The organism is Streptomyces sp. 71268, assembly GCF_029392895.1.
GTDB lineage: Bacteria > Actinomycetota > Actinomycetes > Streptomycetales > Streptomycetaceae > Streptomyces.
In genome coordinates this window covers 5843672-5867074 of record NZ_CP114200.1, presented here as the reverse complement: position 1 = coordinate 5867074, position 23403 = coordinate 5843672, and the positions used below count along the sequence as shown (strand labels likewise).

The following is a 23403-nucleotide window of genomic DNA, read 5'->3' as shown; positions in this document are numbered from 1 at the left end:
GCCTGTCGCAGTCTCTGTTCCTGTTCCCGCGCCCGGGCCTGTGCCCCTTCCCGTTCCTGGCCTCGCTTCCGACGGCGTTGTTGGTGCCGGTGGTGATGGCTCCGATGGTGCGGCGCAGGGTGACGGGGCGGAGCGTGGTGGGGTGGCGGACGCGGCGGCCGGGGGGCTGGCCGAGGCGGTACCGGGTGTGCCGGAGTTGGGCGTTCCGGGCGGGGCTCCGGCGGTCTCGTCGCGGCACTCCTGGGACGACGGGTTGATCGCGCGCCGGGCCCCCACGCCCGTGGAGACGGATGGCGAGGGTACGGCGGCCGCGCTCGATGGCGGCGGGCACGCGCCGGGCACGGGTGACGACGAGGGAGCAGGGAGCGCGCAGCGCCCGGCGGACTCAGGGGACGCGACCGGCGCGGAGGACGCGGGGGCCGCTACGGGTACGGCGGAGGCAGCAGGCCCGACGGACGCCGCCGACTCGTGGGTGAGCGAAGACTTGGAGACGGGCCGGGGCTCGGGAACGAGCCAGGGCTCAGTAACGAGCCAAAGCTCGGGAACCGGCCAGGGCTTGGGGGCGGGTGGGGGTGCCGCTGTCGCGGGTGATGCTTCCGTGCGCGGGGGCGCGAGGGGCATCGGCGCGGGCTCGGTAGCCGACGGGGCGCTCGAGGAGGATGCAGACGCTGACGCGTACGCCCTCGCCCGCGCCGTGAGCCTCCCGGGCCGCCGAGGGGACGGGGCCGCACCGGCGTACGGCCAGGGAGGCGGAGCCCCGTCGGCGTACGGGGGCCGGTACCGGCGGGGCGCGCTGGGGTTCGGCGTGGCGGGCGACACCCTGGGGGCGGCGGCGTTGCGGAACCGGCTCGCGGCGCTGCGCGAGGTGGTCGCGCTGTCCCGTGGCCGGGTGGACGGGCGGACGCTCGCCGAGGCCGAGAAGGTGCTCGACCAGGCTGCGGCCCGGGACCGCTACTCGCACGGCCACACCGTCGTCGCCCTCGCCGGTTCGACCGGCAGCGGGAAGTCCACGCTGTTCAACGCGCTGGTCGGGGCGCCGCTCGCGGCGGCCGGCACGCAACGGCCGACCACCTGCGCGCCGCTGGCCTGCTCGTGGAGCGAGGACGCCGAGGGGCTGCTCGACCGACTCGGCGTCCTGGTCGCCGACCGCCACCGCCCGGCCCGGCCGTACGACCCCGCGTTCGCCGGGCTCGTCCTCATCGACCTGCCCGACCACGACTCGGTCAGCGTCGGGCACCGGGCCCGGGTGGAGCGGCTGCTCGGGCTCGTGGACGTGATCGTGTGGGTGGTCGACCCGGAGAAGTACGCCGACGCGGTGTTGCACGAGCGCTATCTGCGCCCGCTGGCCGGGTACGCCGAGGTGATGGTCGTCGCGCTCAACCAGGTCGACCGGCTGCCGGGGAACGCCGCCGGGCAGGTGGTGGACGATCTGCGCCGGCTGCTCGACGAGGACGGGGTCGCGCTCGGCGAGCACGGCGAGCCCGGCGCGACGGTGCTGGCACTGTCGGCGCTGACCGGCGAGGGTGTGGGCGAACTGCGCGAGACGCTGGGGCGGTTCGCGGTCGACTGCGCCGCGGCCGAGCGACGGCTGACCGCGGACGTGGACGGGGCCACCCTGCGGCTGCGCCCCGCCTACCTGGCCGAGGACCACGCCGGGCTGAGCGAACGGGCCTGCGAGGAGTTCGAGGACGGGCTCGCGGACGCGGCGGGCGTGGTGGCGCTCGGTCAGGCGGCCGAGCGCGCGTGGTCGCGCGCGGCGGCGCACGCCTGCGGCACCCCCTGGGCCCGGCTGGCCGAGCGGCGCGCCACGGGCCCGCGCCGGCGCCCCGCGCCGGCGGATCCCTCGGTGGCGGCCCGCCCGTCCGGCATCAGCGACACCAGCGACACCAACGACGCCTACGCCCGCAGCAGTCCGGGCGGCGACACAGGCGACAGCACCAGCGGCACGGCGGACGCGGCGGACACAGCGAGCTTGACGGACGGAGCCCGGTTGCCCGGGGGGCGGGGCGGGGCGTGGGAGCCGCGCGCGCGGAGCGGGGTCGCGGGGGCCGGGGAGTTGGTGGGGGCCGGGGGCGTCCCCTTCCCCGCGACGGAAGGCGGCGGGCCCGAGTTCCGGGTCGCCGCGAGCGACCTCGCGGCCACCCCGCGCGGGCCGGCCACCGACACCGCCCCGGCGCGGAGCGGTTCGCCGGCGGCCGGCGCCGAGGCGTCCCCCGCCGGCGTACCCCGGGGCCGGCTGGCCGCGCCCGCGCCCGGCATGCCTCTGCCGGCCGAGGCCGCCACCCCCGTACCGGCTCAGCACGGCGTCCCCGCACCGGCCGAGCCAGCCGCCCCCGTGCGGGCGGAGCGGGTGGCCGCTCCGTCGGTGGCGCGGCCGGCCGTCGAGTACGCCGTACGGGCCATGGCCGACGATGCCGCGGCGGGCCTGCCCCGGCCCTGGGCCAGGGCCGTGCGCGAGGTGGCGCGGGACGCGGCCACGGGGCTGGCGGAGGCGCTGGACGAGGTCGTGGAGGAGGTCGCCGACCGTGCGGTGAACGCCCCTGGGCGGGGTGGTTCGCCGTTGCGCGGGCCGCGCTGGTGGGCCGCTGCGGCGCTGGCCCAAAACGCGTGTCTGGTGGCACAACTGGCCGGCCTGGTCTGGTTGCTGGCCGCCATCGCGGGGCTGGTCGGCGGGGCGTGGTGGGTGCCGACGGCGCTGCTGGTGGCCGGCTGGTTCACCGGCCCGGCGCTGGCGCACCTGTGCGCGTGGGCGGCGCGCGGCCCGGCCCGCCAGCACGGCGAGGAGGCCGAGCGGCAGTTGCGGGAGCGGGTGGCGGAGTGCGGGCGCGAACACGTCCTGGAGGCGGTGTTGGCGGAGCTGGCGCGCTACCGACAGGTGCGCGAGCGGTACGTGGTGGCCGCCGGCGGGGTGTGAGGCGGGGCGCTCGGCCCGGCGCGGGCCCGGGGCCGGCTGGGCGCGGGGCCGGGGGTCGGCCGGGTACGGGGCGGGCGCAGGCCCGGGCAGGGAAGTGAGCGCGCCTCACAGGAGAACCGGGCACCCCCTGCCTCCCCATCCCCGCCCCCATCCCCCCACCCCCCGTCACCCCGTTCACCACCCACGTCACGCGTCCCGTTCGACATGAGACGGTGACAGGGGCGCGGCGAGCCCCGGCGCGGGGCGTAACGCGGCCCGGGCCGGGCGCGGGGCGCGCCTCGCCGCCACGGGGGCGGTGCCATGGAACCGACGTGGCGCCCGCGGGCGTCAGGGTGGGATACGGACGGAGGGAGTCGGGGTGTTGGAGGACTTGGTCCTGGCGGGCGGGGGCGCCGTGGTGGGGGCGATGGCCACCGACGGCTGGCAGGTGGCCCGCGACGGCGTGGCGCGGCTGTTCAGGCGCGGCGGCGACGAGGCGGCCGCGGGCATCGAGCGGCAGTTGGACAGCGACGCGGAGCGGGTAGCGCGGGCCGAGGACGCGGAGCGCGTACGGAACCGGCTGCTGGTGTTGTGGGCCGAGGAGTTGGAGACGTTGGTGCGTCGCCATCCCGACCTGGAGCAGGAGCTGCGTGCGCTGATCGACGAGATCAGGGCGGCCAGCCCGCGGGCCGAGCCGCGCATCAGCCAGCACAACTACGCCAGGGACAACAGCCAGCAGTACAACACCATCAACGGCAACGTCATCGTGCACCACGGGACCCCGGCGGAGCGGGCGACGGAGACCACCGGTGAGCCCTGACCTGCCGCCGCGGCAGGTCTTCCACGTCAACAGCGGGCACGTCTACGGCACCATCGGCGCCGACCTGCACGTCTACCGGGACCGCGGGCCGGTCTACGTGCTCGCGCCGTACCGCTCGCGCGCGGTGGCACCCGAGCGGGTTCCGCTCTCCCAGCCCAGTCGGCTGCTCAACGCGCGGTACGAGGTCGTCGCGTTCACCGGCCGGCGGCGGGAGTTGGCCAAGCTGGCCGACTGGCGCGACGGCACGGCCGCCCGGCTCGCCCTGACCTGGCTGCACGGCCCGGGCGGGCAGGGCAAGTCCCGGCTGGCCGCCCGGTTCGCCACCGAGAGCGCGGCGGCGAACTGGAAGGTGGTGACCGCGACGCACGGGGCGGGTGCGGTGGTGGCCTCCACGGGCGGCGACGACCTGCGGGTGGACGGGGCGGCCGGCGTGCTGCTGCTCGTGGACTACGCCGACCGGTGGCCGGTCTCCCACCTCACCCTGCTGCTCAGCAACCAACTGCTGCACCACGACGTGCCCACCCGGGTGTTGCTGCTGGCCCGCGGCGTCTCGGCGTGGCCGGCGCTGTGCGGGGCGGTGGAGCGGGCGGACCTGGGGGCCGACACGGCGGACCTGCCACTCGGGCCACTCGACGCGGGGGCCGACGCGCCGGCGGACGGTGGCGGGGCCGGCGGCGCGCGGGGCCCGGGGGCGCGCGCGGAGATGTTCCGTACGGCCCGCGACTCCTTCGCCGCCTACTACCGGATCGACCCGGAGGCCATCGCGCCGCCCGACTACCTGGACCGGTCCGAGTTCGGGCTCACCCTGGCCCTGCACATGGCAGCCCTGGTGGCCGTGGACGCGCACGCGCGCGGCAGCGGCGTACCGCACGGGTTGCCCGAACTCGCCGCGTACCTGCTGCGCCGCGAGCACGAGCACTGGAACCGGCTGTACGAGAACCGGGTGGAGGGGCTGGAGTACGCGACGCCCACCGAGGAGATGCGGCAGGCGGTGTTCGCCGCGGCGCTCACCGGCGCCACCGGGCACGGGGCGGGCACCGCCGTGCTGCGCCGCCTGGAGGTGGCCGAACCGCACCGGCTGCTCGCCGACCACGCCACCTGCTACCCCTCGCCCGGGGGCGACACCGTCCTTGAGCCGCTCTACCCCGACCGGCTGGCCGAGGACTTCCTCGCGCTGACCTTTCCCGGGCACGGCGTCACGGGCTACGCCAGCGCGCCGTGGGCGGCGGAGGCCGCGAGGCTGCTGCTGGCCCGCGACGCGCGGGGCGAGCCGCCGGCGTACGCGGCCCGCGCGGTGACCTTCCTCGCCTCGGCGGCGGCCCCGCACCGCTGGCCGCACCTGACGGACGGGCTCGCGGGCGTGCTGCGCGCCGACCCCGCGCTCGCCGTGGACGCCGGTGGCGCCGCGCTTGGCGCGTTGGCCGAACTGGACCTGGACCGTGCCCTGTTGGAGGCCATCGACGGCCACCTGCCGGAGCTGGGCCAACTCGACCTGGACGCGGGCATCGCGCCCTTCGCCGAGCGGCTGAGCGCGCTGCGGCTGGCCACCAGCGCGACCCCGCTGGAGCGGGCGCGGCTCCACCTCGACCTCGGGTTCCGGCTGTGGCGGGCCGGCCAGCGGCACGAGGCGCTCGCGGCGACCGAGCGGGCGGTCACGGACTTCCGGCGAACCGACCAGGAGACGGAATTGGCGGCCGCGCTCGCGCAGGCGAGCGAGTACGCCGGGCGGGTGGGCGACCGCACGCGGAGCCGGCTCGCGGCGCAGGAGGCCGTGGACCTCTACCGCCGACTGGCCCAGAGCGACCCGGCCACCCACGAGCCGGGGCTCGCGGTGTCGCTGGCCCACCTCGGGCAGGGGCTCCTCACCGAACAGCGGGGCCGCGAGGCGCTGCGGGCCATGGACCGGGCGACCGAGATCTTCCAACGGCTGGTCGACGCCCATCCGGTGGCGTACGAGCCGGGGCTCGCGATGGCCCTGGCCAACCAGGGCTCGCTGCTGTGGAGCCACCGCCGGTGGGACGCGGCGCGGGAGGCCACCGAGCGGGCCGTAGCCCTGTTCCGGCGCCTGGTCGCGCCGGACGGCGGGGCCGAGGGGACTCCCGCGCCGGACGCGGGGCCGGCCGCCGACGAGGGCGCGGTGCCACCGGCCGACGGGGGCCCGGATGCCGGGGGCCCGGACGCCGGGGGCCCGGACGCCGAGGGCCCGGACGCCGAGGGCGCGGAAGGCGGGCGGCCCGGCGGTGGGCCCGCGGCGGGCGGGCCCGGGCTCGGTCGTGCGGTGACGGTGGACGAGAGCGACCTCGCGCTGGCGCTGAGCAACCTGGGGGTCATGTACTGGGGCGCGCGGGACCGTACCCGGGCGCTGGCCACCGCCCGGGAGGCGGCCGACATCTACCGGCGCGTGGCGCGCGCCAACCCGGCCGCCTTCGAGCCCGAGCTGATCCGGGTCCTGAACGACCTGCGGAGTTTCCTCTTCCGCAGCGAGCGGTGGCGCGAGGGACTGGTGGTGGCCGAGGAGGCGGTGGGCATCGTCCGCGAGCGGGCGGCGGACGACCACGCGGCCCGGGCCCGGCTGGCCGGGCTGCTCGTGCGGTGCGCGCGAGGACGCGTGCGCTCCGGGCTCGACGTGCACCGGGCCGAGCACGAGGTGGCGGAGGCAGTCGCCCACTACGAGCACCTCGCGGCGGCCCACCCCGACTTCGCCGGCTCGCTGCGGGAGGCGCGCGAGGCCCAGCGGGAGGTACGGGACAAGCTCCAGGGCATCCCGCCCGAGCCGCACCGCGACTGGACCGCCGAGGAGCACTGGGTCACCCTCCTCGGCCAGGACGAGGTCTGGCAGGACGCCCAGGACCACCGCTACCTGCTCGACTCCATGTCGCCGCGCTACTGCCGCAACGTGGAACGGTTCATCCTGAGCCAGGCCGACGCCGTCTACGAGCTGCTCGTACGCACCCTGCGCATCGCGCCCGACACCCTGGACCGCGGCCCGGAGGAAAGCGCCGCCCAGTGGCTGCGCCGGCAACCCCTCCTGGTGGCCCTCCGCCGCCGCGCCGACGGCAAGCCCGCCAGACCCGCACTCTGCCACTGCGGGTACCCCATCGCCCCGGACTGGCAGCACGACCACTGCTACCCGGGCATCATCGTGGACTGAGCCGGACGGCGGCCGGCCCCGCGCAGCCACCCGCCACCCACGCCCCCGTCCCGCACGCTCCCGCCCCGCCCCACCCCACCCCGTGCCGCCGAACGCGCCACGGGGGTAGCGGGTGGGGCGGGGTCCGCGCTTTGCTGGAGGTCCCGCGGAACGCGAGCGTCCTGTTTGCCGCTCCCCACGCCCCTACTCCCCCACCCTCCGCCCCACTCGGCAAGCGCCGCACGACGCCCCCTGGCGCCCGTCCGGCGCGCGGGACCCGCGCACCGCGACCGCGCCGGGCCGCCCGGCGCGGGAACCGCGCCAGAGGTGAGGATGAGGAGGAGCGAGCGATGCGACACGGTGACATCTCGTCGAGCCCGGACACGGTCGGCGTCGCGGTCGTCAACTACAAGATGCCCCGTCTGCACACCAGGGAGGAGGTGCTGGACAACGCCCGCGCGATCGCCGACATGGTGGTGGGCGTGAAGAGCGGGCTGCCCGGCCTGGACCTGGTGGTCTTCCCCGAGTACTCCACCCAGGGGATCATGTACGACCGGTCCGAGATGCTGGCCACCGCGGCGTCCGTACCGGGTGAGGAGACGGACGTCTTCGCCGCCGCGTGCCGCGAGGCACGGGTGTGGGGCGTGTTCTCGTTGGCGGGCGAGCGGCACGAGGAGCATCCGCACAAGCCGCCGTACAACACGCTGGTGCTCATCAACGACCAGGGCGAGATCGTGCAGAAGTACCGCAAGATCCTCCCGTGGTGTCCGGTGGAGCCCTGGTACCCGGGTGAGTCCACCTACGTCTCGGACGGGCCGAAGGGCCTGAGGATCTCGCTGATCATCTGCGACGACGGCAACTACCCGGAGATCTGGCGGGACTGCGCCATGAAGGGCGCCGAACTCATCGTGCGCTGCCAGGGCTACATGTACCCGGCCAAGGACCAGCAGGTGCTGATGTCCAAGGCGATGGCGTGGGCCAACAACTGCTACGTGGCGGTGGCCAACGCCGCCGGGTTCGACGGCGTGTACGCGTACTTCGGGCACTCGGCGATCATCGGGTTCGACGGGCGCACGCTGGGTGAGACCGGCGAGGAGCCGTACGGCATCCAGTACGCGCAGCTCTCGGTGTCGGCGATCCGGGACGCGCGGACCTACGACCAGTCGCAGAACCACCTGTTCAAGCTCGTGCACCGGGGCTACACCGGCACCGAGGCGGCGGGCGAGGGCGCGGCGGGCCTGGCGGAGTGCCCGTTCGACTTCTACCGGCTGTGGGCGAACGACCCCCGGAAGGCGGCCGAGCGCGCGGAGGCCGTCACCCGGTCCACGGCCTCGGTGCCACCCGTGCCACCCGTGCCACCGGGCGGGGGCGGTACGGCCTGAGCCGGCGCGGGGGGCGGCGGGCCGGTGACCGTGTGGGCTAACCCGCCCGCTCCCGGCCCGTCGGGCCGTGTTCGGCGCGTGGGTCGAAGGTGCCGTGTTCCGTCTCGTACTGGTGGATGAGGTAGCCGGCGCGCATGCGGTTGCGGGCGCCGAGGCGGCGCAGGATCTCGTTGATGTGGCGCTGGCAGGTGCGGACGGACATGCCCATGCGGCGGGCGATGGCCTTGTCGTCTTCGCCGGCGACGAGCAGCCGCACGATGTCGGACTTGACGGCGTCGGACGCGGCGATGGCCTGCTGGCGGCCCAGCTTGGCCGGGAAGGGCGTGGCCTGGTCCCACAGTCGGTCGAAGGTGGTGGCCACGAAGTCGACCGTGCTGGGGTCGCGGACGACGACCGCGCCGCGCGGGTCGCCGCGCAGCGCGAGGACCGCGACCTGCCGGTCGACGACGAGCGCGCGGGCGAACCGGTCGCCCAGCGTCCTGGCCGGGCAGCCGAGGTCGGCCAGATGCTCGGCCTGGTCGACGGCGGCGTGGTGGAACTGCGCCGTGTGCTGGTACAGCGCGCGGACGCGCAGCCCGCGGGCGCGCACCGGCTCGGCCAGTTCCAGCGGTTCCCACGGCGCCTCCTGCGGCCCGCCGGCGCCCGGTTGGGCCGCGAGCAGCTCGCGCGTGGCGTGCGCGAGCAGTTCGGCCACGCGGCGGCGGACCGCCAGCGCGCCGGTGACCACCTCGGTGCCCTGGCCGCGCAGCCGGTGCGCGACGCCCTCCTGGTAGCGGTCGGCGAGGGCGGTCAGCTCGCCGCGCACGTGCGTGAGCGTCTCCTGGAGTTCGGCGATCCGGCGCGCGGCGGGCTCGACGAGGTGCAGTTCGGCGTGGTCCGGCGAGACGGCCGTCAGCCGGCCCGGCTCCGCCTGCGCCGGCCGCAGCAGGCGCAGCCGCAGCAGCGTCTGGAGGCAGCGGGTCAGCTCGTCCTCGGGGCGGCCGGTGAGGCGTACGAGGTCGGGCAGGCCGATGCTGGTGGTACGGCTCGCGTGCGCGTAGACCTCGACCGCGGCGGGCTCCAGCGGGGTCAGGGACGCCAGCTGTTCGATCTCCGCCTCCGCCGACGCCGCCTGGGGTGCGGGCTGGCGCTCGCGCCGGGGCGGGGCGCCGGCGGAGGGGGCCGGGCGCGGTGCGCGCGCGTGCGGCACCGCGTCCGGCCCGAGGGCCGTCGCGTCGATGTGGTGCGGGGAGGTCGTCACCCTGTGCCTCCTGACGGTGGCGTCCTACCAGCGCTTGGTCTCGCCGATGAAGTCCGGGATCTCGATGGCGGTGCCCTGCCGGCGGGCCTGGCCGAGCACGTGGTGGCCGACGGCGAGGTCGAGGATGCCGAGGCCGAACGGGGAGAAGACGGTGGGCTTGGCGGGGTCGAGGGTGACCTCGCCCTGGAGCAGGGCGCCGAGCGTGCCGGTGATGAAGTCCCGTCCCCCGGTGAGCTGTTCGGCCAGGTGTGGCGAGGTCTGCGCCTTGAGGCAGTGGTCGACGTCGTCCACCACGTTGTTGCTGCGCAGCAGCACCTCGGGGGCGATGTCGCGCAGCGAGATGTTCAGCAGTACCTGGCTGGGGCGCAGGCTGGTGTCCGCGCCGACGTAGGGGGTGGCCGCGGTGGTGGCGAAGACCACCAGGTCCCGGTCGAGGGCGTCGTCCAGGGTGCCGATGGCGACCGGGACGCCGAAGCGGGTGGCGGCGTGCTCGCTCAGGTGGCCGGCGCTGGTGGGGTCGAGGTCGTGGACGAGCACGTCGGCCACGGCCACGCCGGCCGCGTGCAGGTAGTCGAGGATGGTGCGGGCGATGACGCCGGCGCCGACGACCGCGAGCCGTGCCGGTTCTGCCGAGGTGACCAGCCGGGAGGCGGCGACGGCGGCCGATGCCGCGGTGCGTACGGCGCTGATGGTGGCGGCCTCCAGGCAGGCCAGCGGGTAGCCGGTGGCGTAGTCGTTGAGCAGCAGCGTGGCCGAGGCGCGCGGCAGGCCCTCCTTGATGTTGTCGGGGAAGCTGGCGATCCACTTCATGCCGATGGTGTCGACGTCGCCGCCGAGGTAGGAGGGCAGGGCGATGACGCGCGCGTTGGGCTTGTCCGGGAAGCGCAGGAAGTAGCTGTCGGGGTTGACCGACAGTCCCTGCTCGTGGGCGATGTAGGTGTCGGCGACGATGCGCAGGACGTCCTGGTGCGCGCCGGCCAGGACGGTGGAGACGGCCGCGCCGGGCACGACGAAGAAGTGGGACATCGGCTCTTCCTTCTGGGTGGGTGGGAGTGGGCGTGAACTCGGTCGGGCTGACTGCGATGTGGCTGGTGGTTGGCTGGTGGTCGAGGGTGCCGGCCCGCGCCCGTTTCGGGTGGGCCGGGTGGTCAGGTGGTGGTGACGTGGCCGAGGCTCGCCAACCCGGAGACGTCCGCGTAGCGCTCGGTGACCCAGGTGTCGGAGTAGACGGTGTCGATGTACTTGTCGCCCATGTCCGGGGATATGGCCGCGACCCGGGAGCCCTCGGGCAGCGAGGGGGCGAGTTGCCGCACGGCGGCGAGCACGGTGCCGGTGGAGCCGCCGACGAGGAGCCCGTAGGTCTCGGCGACCCGGCGGCACATGGCCACGGTGTCGGCCTCGGCGATCAGGGTCTTCTCGAAGCCGCCGTCGTCCACGAAGATCTCGGGCCGCCGGCTGGCGCCGAGGCCGGGGATGAAGCGGGGGGCGGCGGGGGCGCCGAAGGTGACCGAGCCGACCGAGTCGACGGCGATGACGCGGGTGGCCGGGCTGTGTTCGCCGAAGTAGTCGACGCAGCCCATCAGGGTGCCGGTGGTGCCGCAGCCGACGAACAGCGCGTCCACGGGGCCGAGCCCGGCGTGTACGGCGGCGGCGGTGCGGTCCCGGTGGGCGCGGACACCGGCGGGGTTGGCGTACTGGTTGAGCCACACTAACTCCGGGTCGGCGGCCAGGCGTTGGTGGATGTAGTTGATCCGGGTGTGCAGGTAGCCGCCCTGCGCGTCGCGGGTGCTGACCACGACCACGTCGGTGCCCAGGCTCTCCATGACGCGGATCGAGTGCCGGGCCGCGTTGGGGTCGGTGACCACCGTGAGCCCGTACCCCCTGGCCGCGCAGGCCACCGAGAGGGCGACGCCGAGGTTGCCGGACGAGGACTCGATGACGCGGGAGCCGGCGCGCAGCGCACCGGTCCGCTCCAGTGACTCGATCAGCGCGACGGCGGTCTTGAGCTTGACCGATCCCGCCGGGTTGAGCCCTTCCAGCTTCAGGAACACCTCGCCGGTGGCGAGGAAGCCGGGCAGACGGAGGAATACGTCGTCCATGACGACGTCGGAGGCTCTTTCGAAGATCATGTCGATCGTCCCTCTCCCGGGCCTGCGAGATCGTCGCGGCCTCGGACCGGTCCACACCTGACAGCTACGGGTTGTTGGGCGTGCGGGGCGTGCTCGGCTGGTCCGCCCGGGGGGCGGGCGCCCTCGCGGGCCCCGCCCGTCCCCGGTCGCGCTCGGGTGGTCGCAGCGGCGGACTCTGGCTTCCTACGGACGCCGGGTCGCGGCTGACTCCACGGTAGTGAGGTGCTTCTCCAGGACGGCCGCTATCTCGGCCAGCGGCCCGGGAGCGGTCATCTCCAGGTGGTGGCAGTCCACGACGTGGTCGTGGACCCGGCCGGTGACGTACGGCTTCCACAGCTCGGCCAGCGTGCCGCCGGTCACGGCCTCCCGGCCCGTGGTGCGGCCCGCGGTGAAGAACAGCACGTCGCCGTCGAAGGGCCGGGCCGGTGGCTCGGCACCGATGCCGGCCTCGTTGCGGTAGGTGGCGTACAGGGCGTCCAGCGTCGTGCCCTCCAAGCCGGTGAGCGGGGATTCGGCGGCGGCGAGCGCCGCGCCGAGGGTGCCGGGTGGGGCGTCGGCCCCCTCCGCCGCGGCCCGCCGCAGTTCGGCCAGTGTCAGGGGCCGCTCGTCCCAGGCGGTGGCGCTCAGTCCCGCCTCGTGCAGGAGGTGCGCGACGAACTCCGCCTCGGCGGCCGGGTCGGGGGCGGCGGCCGGTGGCTCCGCGTGGCCCGCCCGCGGCGCGGCGCCCCCGTGCGCGGGCTCGGCGTCCAACAGGGCGAGCACCGGCACGCGTTCGCCCGCCGCACGCAGCCGCACGGCCACCTCGTGGGCGATCCGGCCCCCCGACGACCAGCCGAGCAGCAGGTAGGGGCCGTGCGGGGTGACCGAGCGGATCCGCTCGGCGTAGTCGGCGGCCATCTCGGCGGTGCTCACGGGCGCGAAATCGGGCCGGGTCAGGGCCCTGGCCTGGAGGCCGTACAGCGGCTGTTCGGCGTCGAGCAGGCCGGCGAGGCGGGCGTACGGCCAGGCCAGGCCGGTGCCGGGGTGGACGCAGAACAGCGGGGGCCGGGAGCCGGCGCGGCGCAGCGGCAGCAGGACGTTCAGGCCGGCGGCCCGGTCGTCGGTGTCCAGGCGGGCGGCCAGGCCCGCGACGGTGGGCGCCTCGAACAGCAGCCGCACCGGGAGCCGCACGCCGAGCCGGGCGCGCACCCGGGCGGCGAGCCGGGTGGCGAGCAGCGAGTGGCCGCCGAGGTCGAAGAAGTCGTCGTCCACGCCGACCCGGTCCACCCCGAGCACCTCGGCGAAGAGCGCGCACAGGGCCTGTTCGCGCTCGGTGGCGGGGGCGCGGCCGGCGCCGGGCGTCGGCAGGTCGGGCTCGGGGAGCCGGGCCCGGTCCACCTTGCCGTTGTCGCTGAGCGGCAAGGTGGGCAGCGGGACGAGCGCCGAGGGCACCATGGCGGCGGTGAGCGTGCCGGTGGCGTGGGCGCGTACGTCCTGGGGGGTGGCGTCGCCGGTGTAGTAGCCGACGAGTCGGTTGTGGCCGCCCTGGTCGGTACGGACGGTGACGACGGCGTCGCGTACGCCGTCGGCCTCCCGCAGGGCGGCCTCCACCTCGGCGAGTTCGATGCGCTGGCCGCGGATCTTGACCTGGTGGTCGTTGCGGCCGAGGAACTCAAGCTGCCCGTCGGGGCGGTAGCGGGCCTGGTCGCCGGTGCGGTACAGGCGTGCGCCCGGCCGGCCGGAGAAGGGGTCGGGCAGGAAGGTGTCGGCGGTCTTGGCGGCGTCGCCGACGTACCCGTAGCCGACGCCGACGCCGCCCACGTACAGCTCGCCGACGGCGCCGAGCGGCATGGGGCGCAGGTGAGCGTCGAGGACGTACAGCTCGGTGTTGCGGATGACGCCGCCGATCGGCACCCGCTGCCCGGCCGCCGGCGGGGCGTCGGCGGTCAGCCAGGCGTGCGTGACGTCGTCCGAGCACTCGGTGGGCCCGTACGCGTTGACCAGCGGGATGCCGGGGAAGCGGGCGAACCAGCGGGCGCACAGGTCGGCCGCCAGGGCCTCGCCGGTGACCATCAGCCAGCGCAGCGCGGGCAGTTCGGGGGCCCCGCCGGTGGTGTCCCAGGTGTCCAGGGTGGTGCGCAGCAGCGAGGGCACCACCTCGACGCCGGTGACGCGCTCGGCGGCGACCTGGCCGAACAGCCGGTCCGGGTCGGCCACCAGGGAGTCGTCGGCGATCCGGGTGCGCCCGCCGACGACGAGGGCGCACAGCATCTGCCAGATGGAGATGTCGAAGCTGAGCGGCGCGTTCTGCAACACGCTGTCGGCCGCGGTGAGGGTGAGGTCCTCGGCCTTGGCGAGCAGGTGGTTGTTCATGCCACGGCGGTGCACGATGGCGCCCTTGGGGCGGCCCGTGGTGCCGGAGGTGAACAGGATGTACGCCAGGTCGTCCGGGGTACCGACGGGCGGGGCCAGCGCGTCCGGCGCGTCGGCCTCCCCGTCCAGCGCGATGACGGCCACCTCACCGTCGACCAGCCCGGTCAACTCCGCTGCTTTAGCCGTCAGTTCGGGGTCGGCGAGGACGGCGGTGGCGCCACCGCGGGCCAGCATGTCGGCGTTGCGGCCGGTCGGCCCTGTGGGGTCGAGCGGCAGGTAGGCGGCGCCGGCGCCGAGGATGCCGAGCAGCGCGGTGGGCACGGCGGCCGAGCGGCGGGCGAGGACGGCGACCACGGCGCCGTGGCCGGCGCCGGCCTCGACCAGCCGGCGCGCGAGCGCGGAGGCCCGGCCTGCGAGGGTGGCGTAGTCCACCGGGCCCCGGTCGTCTACGAGCGCGACGGCGTCCGGCGTGGTGGCGGCGAAGTGCTGGACGCGGGCCACCACGTCGGTGAGGTCGGTGGGCCGTTGGCTGCGGTTGAACTCCACCAGCAGGCGGTGGCGTTCGGCGTCGCCGAGCACGTCGAGGGAGCCGATCGTGCGGCTCGGGTCGGCGGCGACCTGGCGCAGCACCCGCAGCAGGCGATCGACCAGGGCGCGGGCGGTGGCCGGGTCGAACAGCTCGGTGCTGTAGTCGAGCCGGCCGCGCATCCCGGCCGGGCCCGCGTCGGTGGTGCGGGCGCTCAGCTCGAAGGAGAGGTCGAAGGGCACGGCCGCCGAGCCCACCGGGACGCTGGTGGCCGTGAGCCCCGCGAACTCCGGCTCCTCGTCGGCGTTCTCCTGGACGCCCAGCTCGACCTGGAACAGCGGGTTGCGGCCGGCGACCCGGGTCGGGTTGACCACCTCGACCAGCCGCTCGAAGGGCACGTCCTGGTGGGCGTAGGCGGCCAGGTCCACCTGGCGTACGCGCTCCAGGAGTTCGCCGAAGGCGGGGTCCCCCGCGACGTCGGTGCGCAGCACGAGCGAGTTGACGAAGAAGCCGACCAGGTCGTCGAGGGCCGGGTCGGCGCGGCCGGCGACCGGGGTGCCGATGGGGATCTCGGTGCCGGCGCCGAGCCGGTGCAGGAGCGCGGCCAGCGCGGCCTGGACCACCATGAACAGGCTGGCCTGGCGCCGCGCGGCGAGCCTGGCGAGCGCCGCGTGCAGCTCGGCGTCCACGGTGAACAGTTCGGCCCCGCCGCGCCGGGCGCTGGTGGCCGGGCGCGGCCGGTCGGTGGGCAGCGCCAGTTCGTCGGGCAGGCCGGCCAGCGCGTCGCGCCAGTGGGCGAGCTGGCGGGTCAGCAGGCTGTCCGGGTCGGCCTCGGAGCCCAGCCGCTCGTGCTGCCAGGCGGCGTAGTCGGCGTACTGGACGGGCAGCGGTCGCCAGTCCGGGGCGCGCCCGGCACGGCGGGCGGCGTAGGCCCGGGACAGGTCGTCGGCCAGGGGGCGCATGGACCAGCCGTCGGCGGCGATGTGGTGGACGACGAGCAGCAGCGTCCACTCGCCCGGGCCGTGGGAGAAGAGGGTGGCCCGCAGCGGGGGCTGGGTGCGCAGGTCGAAGGGGCGGAAGGTCTCGGCGATCAGCGCGTCGGGCAGCTCGGCCACGGTGGCGGTCCGCTCCGCCAGCTCCGGCGCGGCCCGGTCGGCGGTGAGGATCGCCTGCTGGGGCTCGCCGTCGCGCTCGGGGTAGACGGTGCGCAGCACCTCGTGCCGGGCGACGACGTCGGCCAGCGCCCGGCGCAGCGCGTCCCGGTCCAGCTCGCCCGCGAGCCGGATGGCCAGCGGGATCTTGTACGGGGAGTGCGCGGGGTCCATCGTGTCGAGCAGCCACAGCCGGCGCTGCCCGAAGGAGGTGGGCGCCTGGGTGCCGCGCGGGCGCGGGCGCGGGGGCGGCCCGGCGGCGGGCGCGCCGCCCAGCTTGTCGGCGATGCCGGCGACGGTGGGCGAGTCGAAGACGGCCCGCACCGGGAGTTCGGCGTCCAGGACGGTGCGCACCCGGGAGGCGAGGCGCATGGCGAGCAGCGAGTTGCCGCCGAGGTCGAAGAAGCTGTCGTCGATGCCGAGTCGGGCGCCGCCCAGGGTCTCGGCGAACAGCTCGCACAGCCGCTCCTCCAGCGTGGTACGCGGGGCGCGGCTGGTGGCGAGGCCGGCGAGTTCGGGGGCCGGGAGCCTGCCGCGGTCGAGCTTGCCGTTGGGGCTGAGCGGCAGCCCGGCCAGGACGACGACGGCGGCCGGCACCATGTAGTCGGGCAGCTTCTCGGCGGCGAAGCGGCGCAGCGCGGCGGGGAACTCGCCGGTGCCCAGGGTGGGCGCGACGCCCGCGCCGTCGGGTGGCACGACGTAGGCCACCAGTCGCCTGCCGCCGCCGGTCGCGCCGTCCCTGGCCAGCACGGTGGCCTGGGCGACCTGGGGGTGTTGGAGGAGTACGGCCTCGATCTCGCCGAGTTCGACCCGGAAGCCGCGGATCTTGACCTGTTCGTCGGCGCGGCCGACGTACTCCAGCGTGCCGTCGTCCCGCCAGCGCACCAGGTCGCCGGTGCGGTACATGCGCTCGCCCACCCCGAAGGGGCAGGGCACGTACCGGTCGGCGGTCAGCCCCGGGCGGCCCAGGTAGCCACGGGAGACGCCGGCGCCGGCGATGTACAGCTCGCCCACGACGCCGACGGGCACCGGCGCGTACGCCGCGTCGAGCACGAAGGCGCGGCCGTTCCACACCGGGCGGCCGATGTTCTGCACGCCGCCGTCGCCCAGTCGCTGCGGGCTGGTGGCGTCGGCGGTGCACTCGGTGGGCCCGTAGCAGTTGTACGCCTCGACGCCGGAGAGCCGGCCGACCTCGGCCAGCAGAGCCTCGCCGATGGCCTCGCCGCCGAGCACGAGGACCCTCGGGTGCTGGGGTCCTTCGAGGAGGCCGGCGAGCAGCAGTTGTTCGGCGAAGGAGGGGGTGACGTCCACCAGGTCGATGCGCCGCTCGGTGGTGAAGCGTACGAACCTGGCCGGGTCGTACCGGCAGTCGTCGCTGATCAGGTGCAGTTCGTGCCCGTCGAGCAGCCACATCATGCCGGCCACCGACGCGTCGAAGGAGATGGAGGAGGTCAGCGCGAGCCGCAGCCGCCGCGCGCCGGCCCGCTCTGCGGCCGGGCGGAAGAACTCGGTGCGGTGGTTGTGGAACAGGTTGACCGCGTTGCGGTGCTCCATGACCACGCCCTTGGGCCTGCCGGTGGAGCCGGAGGTGTAGATGACGTAGACGGGGTGGGCCGGCAGCAGGGGCGCGTCGCGGTCGGCGTCGGTGAGGTCGGCGCCGCTGGCCGCGTCGGCCTCGGCGACCACGGCCGGGTCGTCCAGGAGCAGCGTGGGGGTGCCGGGTGGCAGGGCGGCGGCGTCCGCGCTGGTGGTGACGACGGTGACCGGTGCGGAGTCGCTGACCAGGTGGGCGATGCGCGGGCCCGGGTAGTCCGGGTCGATGGGCACGTAGGCGGCGCCGGACTTCTGGATGGCCAGCACGGCCGGCATCATCTCGGCCGAGTGCCGCAGCGTGAGGCCCACCAGCCGCTCGGGCCCGGCGCCGCGCGCCACCAGCACCCGGGCCAGCTTGTTGGCCCGTTCGTTGAGTGCGGCGAAGGTGTGGGCGTGGTCCCCGTACGCGGCGGCCACCAGGTCGGGGGTGCGCGCCACCTGCGCCTCGAACAGGTCGACCAGCGTCATGGCCGGCACCGGGTGGGCGGTGTCGTTCCACTCGACGAGGACGCGCCGCCGCTCGGCCGGGCCGAGCAGGTCCACGGCGGAGTGCGGTTGCCCGGGGTCGGCGGCGAACGCGGTCAGCAGCCGCACCACCCAGTCGAGCAGCCGGTCGGCCGCGTCGTCGTCGAGCACGTCACGCTGGTGGTCAAGGCGCAGCGTCAGCTCGTCGCCGGGCAGCACGGTCAGCGCGAGCGGGTAGTGGGTGGCGTCGATGTCGTACGCCTCGACCACGCGCGGTCGCGCGCCCGCGTCGGCGGGCCGGGTGGGGTAGTTCTGGAACACCATCAGGGTGTCGAACAGGGTGCCGTGGCCGGCCAGTTGCTGGATCTCGGTGAGCCCGATGCCGTGGTGCGGCAGCAGCGCGGCCTGCTCCTCCTGGAGGCCGGCGAACTGGTCGGCCAGCGAGGCGCCGGGCCGCACCCGCAGTCGGGCCGGCAGGGTGTTGATGAGCAGCCCCACGAGCCGGTCGACGCCGGGTACCTCGGGCGGTCGGTGCGAGACGGTGACGCCGAAGACGACGTCGTCGCGGCCGGTCAGCCTGGACAGGGCCAGCGCCCACGCGCCCCGCACGACGGTGTTCAGGGTCAGCAGGCCGGCGCGGGCGCGGGCGGCCAGCTCCGCGGTGGTCGCCGCGTCGAGGCTGGCCCGCGTGGTGCGCGCCGGCCCGGCGACGGCGCCTGCGGCCTCCGGGGCGACCAGGGTCGGCCCCTCCAGGTCGGCGAGCGCCTCCCGCCACGCCGCGCGGGCCGCGGCCCGGTCCTGCCGGCCCAGCCACTCCAGGTAGCTCTTGTACGACCCGGCGGGCGGCAGCCCGGTGGTGTCGCCGCGCTGCCGGTAGAGCGTGAGCAACTCGTCCACCAGCGTCGGGATGGACCAGCCGTCGAGCAGGATGTGGTGGTGGGTGAGCACCAGTCGCCAGCGGGTCCGGCCGTGCCTGATCAGCGTCAGCCGCAGCAGCGGCGGCTGCGCCAGGTCGAACGGGACGGCCTGGTCGGCGGCCATGAGGCGGTCCAGTTCGGCCGCGCGCTCGTCCTCCGGGAGCCCGGTCAGGTCGTGCTCGGCCAGCGGCACCCGCACGGTGGCGGGGATGAGCTGGGCGGGCGTGCCCTGCTTCTTGGCCAGCCGGAAGCAGGCGCGCAGCGTGGCGTGCCGGTCCACCAGGGCGTCGACGGCCACCCGCAGGGTGTCCGCCTCGACGTGCCCTTCGAGTTCGATGACCATCTGCGGCATGTACAGGCCGGCACCGCGCTCCTCGAACAGCGAGAGGAACAGCAGCCCCTCCTGTAACGGTGACAGCGGCCAGATGTCGGAAAGCCCCCGGCGCTCAGAACTCATTGGCCCACTCCCCCGTGAGGTCGTCGATGTCTTCCTGGCTCAGCGCGAGCAGCCCGGGCGCCGGCTCCGGCCGCGCCCCGTGGCCGGCCGGCCCCGGCGGCGAGTCCGGTCCCACCGGCCCCGTCGGCACGCTGGTGGGCTCGGGCGCGGGTTCCAGGCGTTCGGCCAGGGCGGCGGCCCGCTGGAGGGTGAACACGTCCTTCGGGGCGAGCACCCAGCCGGCCTCGCGGACCCGGGCCGCGAGCCGGATGGCCAGCACGCTGTCGCCGCCGAGGTCGAAGAACGCGTCGTCGGGCCCGACCCGTCCCACGCCGAGGACCTCGGCGAACAGCGCGCACAGCAACTCCTCGCGCGGGGTGCTCGGCGCGCGCCCGGTGCCGGTGCCGGTCAGCTCGGGGGTGGGCAGGGCGGCGCGGTCCAGCTTGCCGTTGGGGTTGAGCGGGAAGGCGTCGAGCAGCACGAGCGCGCTGGGCACCAGGTAGTCGGGCAGCCGCTCGGCGAGGTGACGGCGCAGGTCGGCCACGGCCGGGCGCGGGCCTGGCGCCGGGACGACGTAGCCGACCAGGCGCTTGGATCCGGGCCGGTCCTCGCGGGCGACGACCACGCAGTCCGCGACCCGCGGGTGGGCGGCGAGGGCCGCCTCGACCTCGCCGGGCTCGACGCGGAAGCCGCGGATCTTGACCTGGTGGTCGACCCGGCCACGGAACTCCAGGTTGCCGTCGGGCCGCCACCGCACCAGGTCGCCGGTGCGGTACATGCGCCCGCCGGGCGGGCCGAACGGGCAGGGCAGGAAGCGCTCGGCGGTCAGTCCCGGCTGCCGCAGGTAGCCGCGCGCGAGCCCGGCGCCGGCGATGAACAGCTCGCCCTCCGCGCCGACGGGCACCGGGCACAGGTCGGCGTCCAACACGTACACCCGCGTGTTCAGCACCGGGCCGCCGATCGGCGGTGGGGCCCCCGCGCCGGCGCGTACCTCGGTGGCCACGGCGTCCACGGTCGCCTCGGTGGGCCCGTACGCGTTGAACATCCGCCGCCCGGGCGCCCACTGGTCCACCACCGTGGCCGGCAGCACGTCGCCCGCGGTGGCGATGGTGCGCAGCGTGGGGTGCGTGGCGGACGGCAGCGCGGCCAGCACCTGGGGCGGGATGGTGACGTGCGTGGCGCCCGTACGGTCGATGAGCGCGCCCACCTCGGCGCCGGACAGGCAGTCCCGTGGCCGGATGATCAGGGCGGCGCCGGAGCACAGCGCCATCAGCATGTCGCCGACCGAGCAGTCGAAGCTGAACGAGGCGAACTGGAGCACCCCGTCGCCCACGGTGATCCCGAACCGTTCGATGTGGTCGACGGCGAGGCTGGCCAGCCCGGCGTGGGTGACCACCACGCCCTTGGGCGCGCCGGTGGACCCGGAGGTGTGGATGACGTAGGCGGCGTTGCCCACCGCGAGCGGCCCGCGCCGGTCGGCGTCGGTCAGGTCGGCCGGGTCCTGGCGCCCGACCAGCTCGGCGGTGTCCGGGTCGTCCAGGACCAACACCGGTGTGCCGGCGGGCAGTTCGGCCGCGACGGCGTCGGTGGTCAGCGTCAGCAGCGGTTCGGCCGAGCCGAGCAGCGCGGCGATCCGGGCGGCCGGGTACGCGGTGTCCACCGGGACGTACGCCGCCCCCGCCTTGGCCACGGCCAGCGAGGCCAGCAGCGTCCGCTCCGAGCGCGGCACCGCCAAAGCCACCAGGTCCTCGGGCCCGGCGCCACGGGCGACCAGCACCCGGGCCAGCCGGTTGGCCCGCTCGTTCAGCTCTCGGTAGCTGAGGGTGGTGCGGTCGTGGACGACCGCCGGATGGTCGGGCGTGCGCCGCGCCTGCGCCTCCACCAGGTGGGGAAGCGTGGCCGCCAACCCGGTACGGACCGTGTCGTTCCAGGCCACCCAAGCCGCTGCGGACTCGGTGGCGGGCAGTGGATTCACCGGAATCTCCCGCGTCGATGTGATCAGCTCTGAGCACCTGTCCGTGGGCAGCAGTCAGCACCGGGCGTCCCCCGTCCGGACGGCGGGGCACCTCGCGGGCGCCCCGCACGCCGCCACCTCAGCGGGCAGTCAGCGAACGACGGTGCGGATCACCGCTTCGCCGCGCACCATTCCAGGACGGCCATAGCCGCGTACATCTTGTTCTCCGACTGGTCGAAGGCCAGGCTGTGCGGGCCGTCGAGCACCTCGGCGGTGACGTCTTCGCCGCGGTGGGCCGGCAGGTCGTGCAGGAAGACCGCGTCCGGGCTGTCGTCCCAGAGCGCGGTCGTCACCTGGAACGGCGCAAAAACGTCACGCCACCCCGGGTCGGGCTTGCTCGTGCCCGTCGTCTGCCACCGCGTGGTGTAGATGACGTCGACATCACGCGGCGGGCTCGCCATGGAGTGCGTCTCGCTCACCCGCGCGCCGCTGGCGCGCGCGTTCTGCTGGGCCCGGCCCAGTACCCGCGGGTCAAGGCCGTAGCCGGGTGGCGTCCGCAGCTCCAACTGGACGTCCGGGTAGCGGCTGAGCGTCAGCGCGAGCGCGGCGGCCGAGTTGTTGCCCTCCCCCACGTAACACACGCGCAGCCCCTCGACGCGGCCGAAGTGGGCGAGCATCGTGGTCAGGTCGGCGATGGCCTGCGTGGGGTGCTCGTCGGCCGTCATCGCGTTGACCACCGCCATCCGGTCCTGCCGGGCGAAGGCCCGCAGTTCGGCCGGGTCGCCAGCGGTCCGCACCACCAGCAGGTCCAGCATCCGCGAAAGCACCTCGGCGGTGTCCTCCAGCGTCTCGCCGGTGTTGGTCTGCAGGTCGCCGGGCCCGAACGAGATGAGCTGCGCGCCCAGCCGCAGGGCGGCGGCCGAGAAGGACGTACGGGTACGGGTGGAGGTCTTCAGGAAGTGGATGCCGGCGACCAGGCCCGCCAGTTGGTCACCGGAGCGGACGGAGCCGCGGGAGAACTCGGCGCCCCGCTCGACCAGGGCGCGCAGTTCCGCATCGGTCAGGTCCTTGGTGGAAATCAGGTGTCGCACCGTGGCGTTGCTCACTGTCTACCTTCTGCCTTTCACGACGCACCGGTTGGGTGTGGAGCGCGGCTCAACTCGTGGCCCCACACGGCGGATTCACCCTGCGGACGCACACGGCGGCCCCTCGCATCGCGGTCGATGCCGAGCCGGGTCCGGCCGCTCGCGGTGGCGATCGACGGTCGGACGGTGGCGGGGCGGGGCGGAACGGGCGACGCCCCGGGGTCAGGAGGCGCGGGGCGTGGCGCGGCGCAGACTGGCCGGCCGCATGTCGGTCCACACCCCGTCGATGTGCGTCAGGCAGTCCTGCTTGGCGCCCTCGAACCCCTCGGCACGCCAGCCCGGCGGAAGCTCGCTGGCCGCGGGCCAAATGGAGTACTGCTCCTCATCGTTGAGCACCACGCGAAAGCGTTGGTCGTCACTCATGGACTCCCCCGAGCCAAGGCGGCCCTCCAGCAGAGAGCCGTACGGAATTCCGGTCGTGTCCCGGTCATCTGCGAACACCGGTCGTGCGGTGGTGCTGGTGCCTGTGCTGGGTGGGGCTGGCCGACGCCACTGACCGACGCCCGATCGCTCGGCGACCCCCTCGCCGCCCCGCTCGCGTTGGACTCTGCCACGGTCCGGGACCCCTCGCTACTCCCCTCACCGCGCTGGCAGTTGACGCCCGGGGAGAAGACGGAGCAAAGGCGGGAGTACCACCCCGACGCCGCCGTTGTCGCAGCCGCAGGTTGCCATCGAGTGACATCCCGAAGATATGACCAAGATCACACTCGGGTACGCACGGTGGTGCCACGGGCACGCGCCGGTGGCCAGTTCGACGCCCCTATCCACCCCCGTCGACCGGCCAGGTGGCCAACCCGTCACCTTCCATCGCTCGTCGTCGACGCGTTCCGGCCGGCGACCACCCCGTTCACCCCGCGTCCCAGCTTCCGCCATTCGGCTTGAAATGACTGTCCGGTACGAGGCTTTGGTCGCCCCACCCCGCGCGGCGGGTACGCCATCTCGGCCACGCCGCACCGGATTCTGGGTGACTCGGCGACCTCATCTAGCTTTCGCCGTAAGCGAGTTGACAGCCTCCCGGGCCACCCCGTCCCACCGCGCCCCCCGCGCGCGATCGCGCCTCCGAACCCCGTTCTCCGTACGCCCCCGACACGGCCCGTACGGGGCGGAGGCGGCCGGGGCACGACGCCCGGAGGACCAGAAGGCGCAACCGGAAGGCGCGAGCGGCCGGGCCCCGGCGGGGACCGGCCCCAGAGGGCCGGGCGGTCACGGCCGGACCCGGTCGCCGGGGCCGCCAATGCCGCCTGTACCGCCAAACCGGTGAACTCCTCAC

General features: G+C 75.3%; 11 protein-coding genes. 4 read left to right on the top strand and 7 right to left on the bottom strand.

The window, feature by feature from the left end:
• The first annotated feature begins 805 nt into the window (after positions 1–805).
• From OYE22_RS23285 to OYE22_RS23270, 4 genes are all read left to right on the top strand, one after another.
• Positions 806–2914, top strand: coding sequence for a GTPase (locus OYE22_RS23285; RefSeq protein WP_277322215.1), 2109 nt, complete (start codon positions 806–808; stop codon positions 2912–2914).
• A 358-nt stretch (positions 2915–3272) separates the two neighbouring features.
• Positions 3273–3713, top strand: a complete 441-nt coding sequence (locus OYE22_RS23280) for a hypothetical protein (RefSeq protein ID WP_277322214.1) — start codon at positions 3273–3275, stop codon at positions 3711–3713.
• Positions 3703–6864: a hypothetical protein gene (locus OYE22_RS23275; RefSeq protein ID WP_277322213.1), complete on the top strand. Its 3162-nt coding sequence runs from the start codon at positions 3703–3705 to the stop codon at positions 6862–6864. Before OYE22_RS23280 ends, OYE22_RS23275 begins: the two co-directional genes overlap by 11 nt.
• A gap of 329 nt (positions 6865–7193) precedes the next feature.
• Positions 7194–8225, top strand: a complete 1032-nt coding sequence (locus tag OYE22_RS23270; protein WP_277322212.1) for an aliphatic amidase — start codon at positions 7194–7196, stop codon at positions 8223–8225.
• A gap of 37 nt (positions 8226–8262) precedes the next feature.
• On the opposite strand, the gene OYE22_RS23265 is transcribed toward OYE22_RS23270, so the two are convergent.
• From OYE22_RS23265 to OYE22_RS23235, 7 genes are all read right to left on the bottom strand, one after another.
• Entirely contained in the window at positions 8263–9465 is a 1203-nt protein-coding gene (locus tag OYE22_RS23265; protein ID WP_277322211.1) for a LuxR C-terminal-related transcriptional regulator, read from the bottom strand.
• Between the two features lie 24 nt (positions 9466–9489).
• Positions 9490–10491: a 2,3-diaminopropionate biosynthesis protein SbnB gene (gene sbnB / locus OYE22_RS23260; protein ID WP_277322210.1), complete on the bottom strand. Its 1002-nt coding sequence runs from the start codon at positions 10489–10491 to the stop codon at positions 9490–9492.
• Positions 10492–10613: 122 nt separating this feature from the next.
• Positions 10614–11594, bottom strand: a complete 981-nt coding sequence (sbnA, locus tag OYE22_RS23255; protein WP_277322209.1) for a 2,3-diaminopropionate biosynthesis protein SbnA — start codon at positions 11592–11594, stop codon at positions 10614–10616.
• Positions 11595–11777: 183 nt separating this feature from the next.
• A complete protein-coding gene (locus OYE22_RS23250; protein WP_277322208.1) occupies positions 11778–19055 on the bottom strand; it encodes a non-ribosomal peptide synthetase in 7278 nt (2425 codons plus the stop codon).
• On the bottom strand, positions 19045–21009 hold the full coding sequence (locus tag OYE22_RS23245; protein ID WP_277322207.1) for a non-ribosomal peptide synthetase: 1965 nt from the start codon (positions 21007–21009) through the stop codon (positions 19045–19047). The genes OYE22_RS23250 and OYE22_RS23245 overlap by 11 nt, the downstream gene beginning before the upstream one ends.
• A gap of 149 nt (positions 21010–21158) precedes the next feature.
• The gene (locus tag OYE22_RS23240) at positions 21159–22094 is read right to left on the bottom strand and encodes an ornithine carbamoyltransferase (RefSeq protein WP_277322206.1); all 936 of its coding nucleotides are present in this window, start codon (positions 22092–22094) and stop codon (positions 21159–21161) included.
• 201 nt (positions 22095–22295) lie between these two features.
• Positions 22296–22496: an MbtH family NRPS accessory protein gene (locus tag OYE22_RS23235; protein ID WP_277322205.1), complete on the bottom strand. Its 201-nt coding sequence runs from the start codon at positions 22494–22496 to the stop codon at positions 22296–22298.
• Positions 22497–23403 lie beyond the last annotated feature (907 nt).

Excerpts from the sequence above, each read along its gene's own strand:
- OYE22_RS23270 (WP_277322212.1), top strand. The coding sequence starts at position 7,194 with ATGCGACACGGTGACATCTCGTCGAGCCCGGACACGGTCGGCGTCGCG.
- sbnB (WP_277322210.1), bottom strand. The coding sequence starts at position 10,491 with ATGTCCCACTTCTTCGTCGTGCCCGGCGCGGCCGTCTCCACCGTCCTG.
- sbnA (WP_277322209.1), bottom strand. The coding sequence starts at position 11,594 with ATGATCTTCGAAAGAGCCTCCGACGTCGTCATGGACGACGTATTCCTC.
- OYE22_RS23250 (WP_277322208.1), bottom strand. The coding sequence starts at position 19,055 with ATGAGTTCTGAGCGCCGGGGGCTTTCCGACATCTGGCCGCTGTCACCG.
- OYE22_RS23235 (WP_277322205.1), bottom strand. The coding sequence starts at position 22,496 with ATGAGTGACGACCAACGCTTTCGCGTGGTGCTCAACGATGAGGAGCAG.